This window comes from Bacillus sp. NEAU-CP5, from assembly GCF_026420705.1.
GTDB lineage: Bacteria > Bacillota > Bacilli > Bacillales > Bacillaceae > Bacillus > Bacillus velezensis.
In genome coordinates this window covers 1-14,897 of record NZ_JAPMOV010000011.1, presented here as the reverse complement: position 1 = coordinate 14,897, position 14,897 = coordinate 1, and the positions used below count along the sequence as shown (strand labels likewise).

The 14,897-nt window shown below is 50.3% G+C and carries 3 protein-coding genes; all 3 read left to right on the top strand.

Going from position 1 to position 14,897, the window contains the following annotated elements:
- Positions 1-5,004 (top strand): non-ribosomal peptide synthetase (locus OTK50_RS19740; RefSeq protein ID WP_266122006.1); only part of this gene is annotated, 5,004 nt, incomplete at its 5' end.
- 25 nt (positions 5,005-5,029) lie between these two features.
- Positions 5,030-12,727, top strand: a complete 7,698-nt coding sequence (locus tag OTK50_RS19735) for a non-ribosomal peptide synthetase (RefSeq protein WP_099320054.1) — start codon at positions 5,030-5,032, stop codon at positions 12,725-12,727.
- A 15-nt stretch (positions 12,728-12,742) separates the two neighbouring features.
- A partial coding sequence (locus OTK50_RS19730; RefSeq protein WP_266122005.1) for a condensation domain-containing protein occupies positions 12,743-14,897 on the top strand: 2,155 nt, incomplete at its 3' end.

The window sequence follows — 14,897 nt, the reverse complement described above, 5'->3', positions numbered from 1 at the left end:
GGCATTCGTGAGGCGGCGGTCACCGCCCGGAACGAACACGGCGAAACCGCGCTTTACGCCTATATTGAAGGACGGGAAAGCGATGACGTGCGGGCGGAGCTTGCGACACGCCTTCCGGCTTACATGATGCCAGCTCAGTTCATAAAGATGACCGAATGGCCGGTCACACCGAGCGGAAAGCTTGACCGCCGCGCACTGCCGGCTCCCGGCGGAGCGGCAGACAGACGGGCGTACACCGCCCCGCGGAACGTCACGGAAATGAAGCTTTGCGCCCTTTGGGAAGAGGTGCTGAAAAACGGCCCCGTCGGCATCCGGGATCACTTTTTTGAGCGGGGCGGCCATTCGTTAAAAGCGACGGCTCTCGTCTCCCGCATCGCCAAAGAGTTCGGTGTTCAGGTGCCGTTACAAGACATCTTCGCCCGGCCGACGGTGGAAGAGCTCGCTTCGGTCATTCAGGACTTGGAAGAGAGCCCGTATGAAGCGATTCAGCCTGCGCAAACACAGGACACCTACCCGGTGTCTTCGGCGCAGAAACGGATGTATGTGCTCCAACAGCTTGAAGACGGCGGTGTCGGCTACAATATGCCGGCTGTGCTGGAACTGACGGGCCCGCTTGACCGCGGCCGGCTGGAGGAGACGTTCCGGGAGCTTGTGGAGCGGCATGAGTCGCTCAGAACGTCCTTTGAAACGGGGCCTGACGGCGAACCGGTGCAGCGCATCCATGACAGCGTACCGTTTCAGCTGGATGAGGCCGAGTCAGCTGACGCATTCGTCCGGCCGTTTTGTCTGGAGGAAGCGCCGCTCTTCCGTGCGGCTCTCGTGAAAGAATCAGACGAACGCCATCTATTATTAACGGATATGCATCATATTATTTCTGACGGTGTGTCCGTCAACACCTTGATAAAAGAATTCGGCGAGCTGTACGCAGGCCGTTCGCTTGCGCCGATGCGCCTTCAATATAAAGACTATGCCGTCTGGCAGCGGTCGTTTCAGGAGAAAGAAGGGTACCAGAAGCAGGAAGCCTATTGGCTGAAGCGGCTTGAAGGAGAGCTTCCGGTGCTTGAGCTTCCGGCTGACAAGGCCCGTCCGGCTGTCAGAAGCTTTGCGGGCGGCAGCGTATCGTGCACGCTTGACGCTGAAACGGCATCCGGCCTTCACCGCATCGCCCGGGATCACGGCTCCACTTTGTATATGGTGCTTCTCGCCGCGTACAATACGTTACTCGCGAGATTGAGCGGGCAGGAAGACATCATCGTCGGCTCGCCGATTGCCGGGCGTCCGCACAAAGACCTTGAACCGATTCTCGGCATGTTCGTCAACACGCTGGCCATCAGAACGGAGCCGAAAGGAGACAAACGGTTTACCGATTACTTGGCGGAAGTCCGCCAGGCCGCGCTTGAGGCGTATGAGCATCAGGACTATCCGTTTGAAGAGCTTGTGGAACGGCTCGGTGTGCAGCGGGACATGAGCCGCAATCCGCTGTTTGATGCGATGTTTATTCTTCAGAATATGGAGCGAGAGGAGATAAATCTGGCCGGTCTGAAAGCGTCGCGATCAGAGCATACCGAACATGATGTATCAAGTTTTGACCTGACCTTATCAGCGGCTGAATCCGATGGAAACATCCGCTTTGAAATGGAATTCAGCACCGAGCTTTTTATGAAAGAAACGATTGAACGCTGGATGGGCCACTTACTGAATCTCTTGCGCCATGTTGCCGCCGAACCGGAAGTCACACTATCGAAAGCTGACATTTTGGATGAAGAAGAAAAACAAAAGTTACTGATTGAGTTTAATAACACACAAACCGAATTCATGGAAAAACACAAACTGTTTCACCAGTTGTTTGAAGAGAAAGCAGAAGAAACGCCTCATCAGACCGCTGTTATTGAAGGAGCACAACAGATCAGCTATTTGCAGCTTAATGAGCGGGCAAATCGGCTTGCGCGAACATTACACAAAAATGGATTCGGTCCGGGAAAAAGAGCAGCTATATTGGCAAACCGTTCGATTGAAGCGATCGTCAGTGTTCTTGCCGTCATGAAATCGGGAGGGGCGTATATACCGGTTGACTCCCATTATCCCGAGGAACGGATTCGCTATTTATTAAAAGACAGCGCGGCATCCGTCTTGATGGTGCAGTCAGAATACAAAGAACTTGCTTCACAGCTGACGGATAACAATTTATTTCTCATTCAGCTTGATCATGAAGATCAATACGATATTTGTGCAAAGAATATTCAGCCGGCAGCGTCACCGGATGATACTGCATATATCATATATACTTCGGGAACAACGGGAACGCCGAAGGGAGTCGAAGTCAGAAATCGCAGCTTTACGCATGCAGCACTTGCATGGCGCAGGATTTATGAGCTTGATCTTATACCGGTCAGAGTGCTGCAGATGGCGAGTTTCTCATTTGATGTATTTTCAGGGGATCTTGCACGCGCCCTGCTAAACGGGGGAACGCTTGTCATTTGTCCGGATGACGTCCGGCTTGAGCCACAACAGCTTTATCGGCTCATTGATCAGCACCGTATCACGTTTATGGAGTCGACACCCGCGCTGGTAGTTCCGTTTATGGAATATATATATCGCCGGAACCTCGCGCTGCAAAGTGTAAAAATACTTGTACTGGGTTCAGATATGATCAAGTCGCAGGATTTTTATACGCTTCATGAACGCTTCGGAAAAGAAATGCGGATCATTAACAGCTACGGTGTAACAGAAGCGACAATTGATTCTTCGTATTATGAAGCCGAAATGAGCGAAGAGCCGCGGGAAGATGATGTGCCGATCGGTGTTCCGCTTCCGAATGTGCAAATGTACGTCTTAAACAAAGACAAACAGGTCCAGCCGATCGGCGTTTTCGGAGAGCTGTATATCGGGGGCGCCGGCGTCGCAAAAGGATATTGGGGACAGCCTGAGCTGACAGAGGACGCATTCAGTGACCCGTTACAAACGGGAGAAACGCTTTACAGAACCGGAGATCAGGCTTGCTGGCTGCCGGATGGTACTCTTCGTTTTCAAGGGCGGATTGATAAGCAGGTAAAAATCAGAGGCTACAGAATTGAGACGGGAGAAATTGAAAGTGTGCTTTTGAAACACGATCAAGTCAAAGAAGCGGCTGTTACCGTGATGAAAGATGCTGAAGGACAAGCCCGATTAGCGGCATACATCGTTCCTAAAGAGGCCGATATCTCATCACTTCGCCAGTCTCTTATGCAGGAGCTCCCGGCTTATATGATGCCGTCTCATATTATCGGTTTAGACAGCATGCCCCTGACACTGAACGGCAAACTTGATAAATCGGCACTGCCGGCAGAAGAGATACATTCAACACAGGCATTTGTCGCGCCCGGCGATGAAAAACAGGAGATGTTATGCCGGATTTGGGAAGATGTGCTTCATGTTCAGAAAGCGGGAATTCATCACTCTTTCTTTGAGCTTGGGGGAGATTCCATTAAGGCGCTTCAAGTGTCAGCCCGACTCGCGGGAGAAGGCTGGAACATGTCGATCCGCGATTTGTTTCAGTTCCCGACGATTGCAGAACTCGCGAAGCACCTCATGCCGGCTGTTGCAATGGCTGATCAGGGGCCGATAGAAGGAAGCGCTCCGCTGACACCGATCCAGCAGAGATTTTTTGAGGAGCCGGGTGCGTTTGAGCTTCATTATAACCAAGCGGTCATGCTGTGCAGTGAAGACAGCCTCGAAATAGATGCGCTGTATCAGGCGGTTTGCGCGCTGACAGAACATCATGATGCGCTGCGAATGACTTTCACTGAAAATGAGCATGGGGAAACGGTTCAATATAATCGCGGAATCACAAAGCAGTATGAAGAAATCTTTACGCTTAACGTCATAGATATTTCAGAAGAAACGCAGCCCGAAAAACGGATAGCCGCTGAGGAAAAAGAAATACAGCAGGCTATGCGTCTTGATCAAGGGCCTCTGCTTCATCTCGGAGTGTTCCGGCAGAAGGAAGCCGACCATCTTCTTATAACAATTCATCATCTTATCGTGGACGGCGTGTCATGGAGGATATTGCTTGAAGATCTGCAGACAGCTTATCAGCAGGCATTGGACGGCAAACAAATCAAACTGCCGCCGAAAAGCGATTCTTATATAAAGTATGCCGAAGAGCTTTTTGACATTTCCAAAAGCAAAGCATTGCTGGAGGAAGCCGCATACTGGGACAGCGTGATGTCTAGTGAAACAGCGCCGCTGCCGAAAATAACTGATGAAAACGCCGGACGATTGCAGGAAAACGCGCGCACGGCATCGTGGATATTAAGCAGCGAAGTCACGAAACAGCTGCTGTTGGAAACACAGCAGGCATACGGAACGGATGTTCATGAATTGCTTTTAACGGCGCTTGGAATGGCGCTTCATGAGTGGACGGGTTCTGAACAGATCCTTATCAGCACTGAAGGGCACGGGCGCCAAGGGCATATGCCTGACATTGATATGTCAAGAACAGCAGGATGGTTTACATCTGTTTACCCGGTGCTTTTGGATATGAGAGTGCCGGGCGGCTCAGGCGAAAAAACCGCTCACCGCATAAAGACGGTAAAAGACATGATGAGACGGGTTCCTTATCACGGAACCGGCTACGGGCTGTTGAGATATTCGCGAAACATTCTTTATAAAGACCCAGAAATAAGCTTTAACTATCTCGGTGCGTTTGACGGTCTTGAGGGAACGCTGAAGATGTCACCGTTCAAGCCGCAGCATGATATAGCGGCCGGGCGCATCCGCGAGTTTGATCTGGATATTAACGCGATGGTGGCGGCCGGGCAACTGGAGGTAAAAGCCGTTTATACCGATGTATTTGCACCGGGGGCAATCGAGGTCTTCATGAATCGTTTCCATACTCACATCGAGGACATCATCGCCCACTGTTCCGGCAAGAAAGAGCGGGAAAAAACATTAACGGATTACAGCCATACAGAATTGACCGTTCAAGCACTATCAAGCATTGAAGATCTCGTAAAAGGACTTTAATTTCATAAAAAGGTGTGTGGCATTCGTGACACAAGCGACAGAAATTCAAGATATTTACCCTTTATCATATATGCAGGAAGGCATGCTGTTTCATTCGCTTCTGGATTCCGGATCAAACGCATATGTCGAGCAGATTTCGTTTACAGTCAGCGGGGATTTATGCATTGATACATTCCAAAAAAGTCTGGATATGCTTGTCAGCCGTTATGATATTTTCAGAACGATTTTCATAAAAGAAGTGCCTGACCTTGAAGGGCCGCAGCAGGTTGTCCTTTCACGCCGTGACACAGCCGTACAGACTGAGAACATTTCAGATTATTCGGAAGAACAGCAGCAAAACATCATTAAGGAATTCAAGGAAACCGACCGGAATAAGGGCTTTGATCTGCAAAAAGGCCCCTTAATGCGCCTGACTCTTTTTCAAACGGGAGAAAACCGCCATACATGCGTTTGGACTCACCATCACATTATGATGGACGGCTGGAGCTTGGGCATTGTGCTGAAAGATTTCTTCAGCATGTATTATGCGATCCGAAACGGGCGGCCTGTAAACCTCGGCAGTCCGGCTCCTTACAGTTCTTATATCAAATGGCTCCGAAGCCGGAATAAAGAAGAAACGTCAGCGTTCTGGTCGCGCTGCTTGGAAGATTACGGAGAAGTCGTTTCCGTTCCGCAAACGAAGAATAAGCCGGCGCAAAACGGTTATGCATCTGAGCATTTTCAATTTTCCCTTGAGTCTGAAACCGTGCAAAAACTGACAGACATTGCCCGAAGCACCGGGGTCACGCTGAATACTTTATTTACGAGCATTTGGGGACTGCTTCTCCACCGTTACAACGGCACTGAAGATGCGGTATTCGGTTCAGTTGTTTCCGGCAGGCCGTCAGCTATCGCCGGCATTGAATCCATGGCCGGACTGTTTATCAATACCGTGCCGGTAAGGGTGCGCGCGGCTGGGGATATGACTTTTTCTTCTCTCCTCAAAAAGGTGCAAAAAGAGTCACTCGCTGCGGAAGAGCACAGCTATTATCCGCTTTATGACATCCAAAACGAGAGCGGTCTGCAAAAAGATCTCTTGAACCACATCCTGGTTTTTGAGAATTATCCGGTTCAGATGCAGACTGCGGTAAACGGCTGGCAGCAAACGGAAAGCAGTGCGCTCTCACTTGAAAACTTTTCGATGGCGGAAGAAACCAATTACGATCTTAACGTCGTCATCGTTCCGGGAGAAGAGTTTTATGTGAAATTCAGCTACAATGCGGGCATCTACGATCGGGAAGACATGAAACGGATCAAAGGGCATATTCTGGAGGTCATCTCCTGTGTAACGGAAGATCCGGACAGGCTTTTATCAAGCATCAGTCTCGTGCCTCCGGAGGAAGAAGCCTTGATTCATTCGTTTAACGAAACGAACCGTCCATACCCTGAGACAACCGTTCATGGGCTGTTTGAAGAACAGGCGGCAAAAACGCCTGACCAAGAGGCGTTGAGATATAACGGGGTAAGCTGGAGCTACAAGAAATTAAATCAGCGGGCGAATCAGATTGCGCATGCGTTAAGGGAAAAAGGCGCACGCCCCGACCAGATCACCGCTGTTATGCTGCGCCGATCAATGAGTACGGTTGCCGCTCTGCTCGGAATTTGGAAGTCGGGCAGCGCCTATATGCCGATTGATGCGGAATTCCCGCCTGAACGGATTTCATTTTTACTGAGAGACAGTGAAGCCTCACTGCTCGTGACCGAAAAGGACCTGCTCCCCCTCATTCCGCCGCATTTCAAGGGCAGCGTCGTCATCATGGAGGAAACGGTTTCCCAGCAGACCGCACCGCTTCCGCCGGTATCTGACAGCGGAAATTGGGCGTATGTCATTTACACCTCCGGAACGACAGGCCGGCCGAAAGGGGTGCTTGTACAACACAAAGCGATCAGCAATACATTGCAATGGCGGCGTGAAGAATACGGGATGACAGAAAGGGACATAGCGCTTCATCTTTTTTCATACGTATTTGACGGGTCATTAACGAGTCTTTTCACTCCGCTTCTGTCGGGCGCCTGTGTATTGTTAACTGATGAAGATGATGCGAAAGACGTCCTTTCAATAAAACAGAAAATCACCCGCCACGGAGTGAGCCATCTTCTGATCGTTCCGTCTCTGTATCGCGTTCTGCTTGATTCGCTGACGAAAAAGGATGCGCAGACACTTCGGGCGGTGACATTTGCCGGGGAAGCGGCCACTCCTGATATCGTGGAAGCGAGCCGCAACATATGCCCGAATGCCGAGCTGCTGAATGAATACGGCCCGACGGAAAACAGTGTGGCAACGACGATTCTGCGCAACCTGCAAAAAAGCAGCCGGATTACGATCGGGCGCCCGATTGCCAACACTTCTGTCTATATGATGCACGGAGATCGGCTGCAGCCGGTCGGAGCCGTCGGTGAACTGTGTATTTCCGGAAAAGGTCTGGCGGACGGATATTTTCAGCAAAAAGAGCTGACGGACAAAGTCTTTGCCCCTCATCCGTTTCGTGAAGGTGAACGGCTGTACAGAACGGGAGATGCAGCCCGATTTTTACCGGATGGAACGATTGAATATATGGGACGCTTTGACGATCAGGTGAAGGTAAGAGGTTACAGAATTGAATTAGGAGAAATCGAAACGGCACTCAGAAGTCTGTCCGGGGTAAAAGAGGCGGCAGTCACCGTGCGCAAAACGGCGGACGGGGAACAGGAGCTTGCAGCTTATGTCGTACTGGAAAACGCGGGTGTGACATTTGACCCTCATGCCGAATTGGCCGGGAGATTACCTGCTTATATGATACCGGGAAGCTTTACCAAATTAACGGAAATGCCGCTGTCTGTGAGCGGAAAACTTGATCGGGCCGCACTTCCTGAGCCGAAAGAAGCCGGGAGAACCGGTGATTATCAAGCTCCGCGCACAATGCTTGAGACTGAGCTGCTGTCTATTTGGCAAGAAGTGCTGAAACGGGAACACATCAGTATGAGAGATGATTTCTTCCAAATCGGCGGACAGTCGCTGAAAGCCGCGTCGCTTGTTTCAAACATACATAAACGGCTGCAAATTGAACTTGCCGTCCGCCATGTTTTTGAACATCCGACCATCGAGAGCATGGCCCGCTTCCTTGAACAGAGGAAAAGAGGAGAATATGCAGAAATCACGCCTGCTGTGGCAAAGGACTTGTACCCGCTATCTTTTGCGCAAAAAAGGCTCTATGCCCTTCATCAGCTTGCAGCGGACAGTACGGGCTATCATATGCCCGCTTGTCTGGAACTGAGCGGCAGACTCAACCGGGATCGCCTGCACGAAGCCTTTTCAGCGCTGTTACAAAGGCATGAAGCGTTACGCACTTCATTTGTTTTACGAAACGGGGAGCCGATGCAGCAAATACATGCACATGTCGATCTTGACCTCACAGAGATTCACATGCCATCCGGGAACCTTCTTCAAGAGGTGATGGAAACTTTCGTCAAACCGTTTGACGTGGAAAAAGCGCCGCTTTTGAGAGTGACTTTAGCCAAAGTTACTGAAGAACGTCATTTTCTGCTGCTTGATATGCATCATCTTATCGCAGACGGTGTGTCAATGAGCGTTCTGATTCAAGAATTGACGGATTTGTACAGAGGAAAAGAGCTGCGGCCGTTAAAACTCCAGTACAAAGATTTTTCCGTCTGGCAGCATGAGCGGTTTGCCGCTGAAGAATTCAAAAGACATGAGCGTTATTGGCTGGAGACGATCGGGGAAAACATTCCCGTACTTGATCTGCCGCTCGATAAAAAGCGCCCGCAGCTTCCTGATTTCAGCGGGTCCGCGGTTCGAACGCGCCTTCAAAAGGAAACGGCGGAGAATTTGCGCCAGCTCATGGATGAGACGGGTTCGACACTGTATATGATTCTTTTGGCAAGCTACTCCTTGTTCCTTTCTAAATTGAGCGGACAGGAAGACATTGTCGTCGGTTCACCTGCGGCCGGCAGAAGCCGCGCTGAGCTTGACGGGGTCATCGGCATGTTTGTAAATACCGTGGCAATGAGAAGCAGGCCGAAAGGGGATAAGACATTCCGCGCTTATTTAGAAGAGGTGAAAATGCTCGCCCTCGGCGCGGCTGAACATCAGGACTTCCCGTTTGAAGAACTTGCCCAAAAGCTTGATACACACCGGGAAGTCAATCGCAATCCGCTGTTTGATGCCATGCTCGTTTTGCAAAACAGTGATGATTTCGAAGTGAACCTTCCGGGCTTATCCGTTTCTTCACATGCAGTGAAGCATGACATTTCAAAATTCGACTTGACGCTTCATGCCGAGGAACGGCCAGATGGCTCACTGGATTTTCATTTTGAATACAGTACCGCGTTGTTTGAAAAAGATACGATCGAACGGTGGGCCGGTCATTTTAAAGAGCTTTTAGGACAAATTGCAGCGGATTACGAACGGAAGCTGTCTGACATTCATTTGCTGGGCATAAACGAGCGGCAGATGCTTCTTCAAGCGGAAAATCAAACGGCGGAGTATCCGAGGCATGAAACGATTGTCAGTTTATTCGAAGCACAGGCGGAAAAAATGCCGGATCAAATTGCAGCCGTCATGTCTCATGAGCGTCTCACCTACCGCGAGCTCAATGAAAAGGCGGATCGAATCGCCGATATGCTGTCGGAAAACGGCATCCGCTCCGGACAGATTGTCGGAATTATGACCGAACGATCTCCGGATATGCTGATTGGGATTCTCGGTATTTTAAAAGCGGGAGGAGCTTATCTGCCGATTGATCCTGACTATCCGGACGAGCGGATTTCATTTATGCTGACTGACAGCGGCGCGCGTGCTCTGTTGACGCAATCGGGTCTTGGGATATCCGGAATGGACGGGCTGCCGGTTTTATACATCGATAAGCCTGAATCCGTTTCAGCAGACAGAACGAAAGAAATGATAACGCCTGAACAGCCGGCTTACGTGATTTACACATCGGGCACAACCGGAAAACCGAAAGGCGTTATGACGGAACACCGCAATGTCATCAGCCTTATCACACATAAAGGACTGCCGTTTGATTTCGGCTCTGAAGACGTCTGGACGCTGTTCCATTCCTATTGCTTTGATTTTTCTGTCTGGGAAATATTCGGCGCGCTCTTATACGGCGGAAAGGTAGTTATCGTGCCGAAAGACACAGCCCGTGATCCGCATTTGTACCGGCAGCTGCTGCAAAGTGAAGGCGTAACGGTGCTGAACCAAACGCCGACGGCTTTTTCCGGACTCATTCATGAAGAGGCCGGGCATACGGACAAGCTGAAGCTTCGATATGTCATTTTCGGCGGAGAAGCGCTTCAGCCCGGCATGCTGAAAAGCTGGAAAGAGAAGTACCCGGAGACGGAGCTTGTTAATATGTACGGTATTACGGAAACCACGGTTCACGTCACATGCAAAAAACTGAATATGGATGATATTGAGAGAAACAAAAGCAATATCGGCAGACCGCTGGAAACCCTTCATGCTTTTGTTATGGACGCCTATATGAATCCGCAGCCGATCGGAATTCCCGGTGAGCTTTATATCGGCGGGGAAGGCGTCGCGAGGGGATATGTAAACAGGGATGATTTAACCGCCTCCCGTTTCATCACGAATCCGCACGTTTCCGGCATGCGGCTCTACCGGACGGGTGATATCGCCAAAAGGCTCTTAAATGGCGAACTGGAATATGTCGGGCGGAAAGATGCGCAAGTAAAAGTCAGAGGCCACAGAATTGAGCTGGGAGAAATTAAATCAGCGCTGCAAGAGCTTTCCTCCGTGAAAGAGGCCGCCGTGATCACACGTGCTGATCAGCACGGTCAGCACTCCATTTACGCATACGCGGTCTTACACGGGAACGAAAAGATAAAAGAAGCAGAGATTCAGGCCTCTCTCAGAGCTTTTCTGCCGGAATATATGATTCCCGCCCGCTTGATAGCGCTTGATGAACTGCCTTTGACGGCGAATGGGAAGCTGGACGAGAAGGCGCTCCCGCAGCCTGAATTAAATGATAGCCTTGGAGATGATATCAGCCTGAGAAATGAAACTGAAGAAATGATGGCTGACATTTGGGAAGAACTCTTAGGTGTTGAAGGCCTCGGCCCCAATGCTCATTTCTTCCATCTCGGCGGGGATTCGATTAAAGCGCTGCAAGTATGTGCGAGGCTGAAACAGCAGGGCTATGAAACGACCGTCCGCGAGCTGTTCGAGCATCAGACACTGGGAGAAGTATCGATGCGGCTCCGGAAAGTCCGCCGCGTGATTGATCAGGCTCCCGTCACGGGAGACGTGCCGCTGACGCCGATCCAGCACTGGTTCTTGTCGCAATCATTGCCGCATGATCATTTTAATCAGTCCGTAATGCTCCGCAGTGCGGACAGAATCAATGAATCTGCTATGAGAAAAGCGTTGGCACAGCTTGCGGTTCATCATGACGCATTACGGATGGTATGCGGCACGCAAAACGGATCGGTGATTCAATATAACAGAGCGGAAAAGCTTTCTGAAGAAGAACTCTTTACGTTTGAAACGCTTGACGTGAGAGGGAAAGGGTCATTACAAGAGGAGCACGCCGCAATTGAACAGGCGGCCGCCCGTATTCAAACTTCCATTCGGCTGGAGACGGGTCCGCTCGTAGCTGTCGGATTATTTCACGCTAATGATGGCGATCATCTGCTGCTTTCCATTCATCACCTTGTCATTGACGGGGTATCATGGCGGATTTTATTTGAAGATCTCACCGCGTGCTACAGGCAGGCGCTCGAAGGAAAAGAAACCGCGCTTCCGGCAAAAACCGATTCCTATCAGACTTACGCGAAGCAAATCTCTGATTATGCAAAAAGCCGCCGGCTGTTACAGGAAGCAGACTACTGGTCCGAAAGAGAAAAAGCGGCGGTCGAACCGCTTCCGAAAGATGCCCGCATCTCTTCCAATCTTCTGAAAGATACAGATGTGATGACCGTTACATTGACGAAACAGGAGACTGAGCAGCTGTTAACGGAAGCGAACAGAGCATACACAACAGAGACGGGTGAATTATTGCTTGCCGCGTTAAGCCTTGCGCTGAACAGATGGACCGGAAACGAGACATTCAAAATCAGCATGGAAGGCCACGGAAGGGAAGAGCACTTGGAGCATCTTGATATCAGCAGAACCATCGGTTGGTTTACGTCAATTTATCCGGTATTGGTTGACGCAAGTTTTCAAGATCAGGCTGATGACGGCGAGCGGCTCGGCTATCACATTAAGCGGACAAAAGACATGATGCGCCGCATTCCGCATAAAGGAGCGGGATACGGGGTGCTGAAGTATATAAGCAAACTCTGGGAAGAGACTGAATCCGATTCTCCTGAAATCAGTTTTAACTATCTGGGACAGTTTGACCGTGAAATCCGTTCCAGCGGCTTTGGTGTTTCTCCCGTAAAAGCGGGAAATGAAGTCAGCCCAGACTGGGAACGTCCGTACACACTTGATATCAGCGGCTCCGTATCGTCGGAATGTCTCAGCATGCATGTCGTGTACAACCGTTTTCAGTATCAAAAAGAAACGATTGAAGTTTTGACGGGATGTTTTCATGCCTTTCTCAAGCAAATCATCACGCATTGCACAGGCAAAGAGGAGCGTGAATGGAGCGCCGCTGATTTCAGTGACGAGGAGTTAACGCTGGAAGATCTGAGTGACATTATGGGAGCCGTCAACAAACTATAGAAAAGGAGTGGCGCAATGGGGCAGCAACCGGAAATACAAGATATATATCCTTTATCTTTTATGCAGGAGGGCATGCTTTTTCATTCTCTGTTGGATCATGACTCAAGAGCCTACTTCGAACAAGCGGTGTTTACGATCAGCGGACAGCTTGACCGGGAACGATTCCAAAAAAGTATAGATGCTGTTTTTGAACGATACGATATTTTCCGTACGACATTTATTCATAAGAATGTGGCGAAGCCCCGCCAAGTCGTGTTGAAAAACAGGCCGAGCCGCGTTCAGTTTCATGATATTTCTCATTTGGACGAGAAGGCACAAGATAAATATGCCGACCGGTTCAGAAAAGAAGATAAAGATAAAGGCTTTGATTTGCAATCAGACCCTCTCATGAGAGTCTCCATTTTGAAAAAAGCGCCTGAACGCTATGTTTGTATATGGAGCCATCATCATATCGTCATGGACGGCTGGTGCTTCGGAATTGTCATGAAGGAATTTCTGATGATCTATCAATCTCTCGGAGACGGGCGGCTCCCGTCTCTCGAGCCTGTTCAGTCATATGGAAAGTATATTAAATGGCTCATGAAGCAGGATCGTAAAGAAGCCGAGATTTTTTGGAAAACGAGACTTGCCGATCTTGAGCAATCGGCGTCTCTTCCGAAAAAATCCGCGGAACCAAATGGCGAACTTGAGCAGGCGGTTTTCACCATTTCTGAAGAGCAGACAAATGAGTTGAAGAACATTGCGGCAAGGGCGGGAGCAACGCTGAATACAGTGTTCCAGGCACTGTGGGGCATTTTGCTCCAGCGTGTCAGCCGCTGTGATGACGCCGTTTTCGGTTCTGTCGTTTCCGGCCGGCCGTCGGATCTCGCAGGCGTGGAAAAAATGGTGGGGCTGTTTATTAATACGATTCCCGTGCGGGTGAAAAGCGGTTCATTTTCTTTTCTGGAGCTCGTCAGGCATTTGCAGCAGGAGACGCTGCAAGCAGAAGCGTACAGCTATTATCCGCTGTATGACATTCAGGCACAAAGCCCTTTGAAGCAAGCGCTGTTTGACCACATTATCGTGTTTGAAAATGTGCCGGCCCAGCGTGAAATTGAAAATGTGAGTCAGGCCGGTTCATTTGATTTTGCGGTAGAAGATTTCACGATGGAGGAAGTCACAAACTACGGATGCAGCATAAAGGTGATTCCGGGAAATTCTCTTTATATCCGCTTAAACTTTGATACCGGTATATACGATCGTATTTTTATGAAGAATATTGAAACATTTTTACGGCATATGATGAATTCAGTCATCTCCGATCCTGAAATTTGCGCCTCCGAGATCGCATTGCTTGATGCGTGTGAAGCCAGAAGTATGCTTGATGCGTTTAACCGTACAGAAACGGTTGAACCGCCGGCTCCGACGCTTCACGGGCTGTTTGCCCGCCGTGCCGCGCTTTCGCCGCATCGTCCGGCGCTCCGTTTTCCGGGCGGCATGCTGACGTACGCCGAGCTTGACCAGTACACAGACAGACTCGCTGTTCGGCTCCGCCAAAAAGGCGTCCGCAAAGAAAGCATGGTCGGCGTACTCGCTGAACGCTCGCCGGAGATGGTGGTTTCTGTGCTTGCCGTGTTAAAAGCGGGCGGCGCCTACGTGCCGCTTGACCCGGAGTATCCTGAGGACAGGCTGCGTTATATGCTCGATGACTGCGGCGCTTGTCTCCTGCTTGCACAGCCGGGGTTATCCGTTTCCGGTTTTTCCGGCGAGACGCTTGAAGTGTCTCTTTCTTCTCTGACAGGCGAGACGGAGACAGGGGCTGTCTCTGACGAAGCGGATGCTGATTCGCTCGCTTATATCATTTATACGTCCGGTTCGACGGGAACACCGAAGGGAGTGGCTGTTGAACACCGTCAGGCCGCCGCCTTTTTATCAGGGATGCAAGGGCAGTTCCCGCTAACGGAAGAGGATATTATCGTGTTGAAATCATCCTTTTCTTTCGATGCCTCCATCTGGCAATTGTTTTGGTGGACGATGTCCGGCGCCTCCGTGTATCTGCTTCCGGCCGGCTGGGAGAAAGATCCTGTGCGGATGATTGAAGCGTTTGCCTCAGAAAAGGTGACGACCGCGCATTTTATTCCGGCGATGGTCAACAGCTTTTTAGACGCGCTGGAAACAGAGCCTGCGGAAA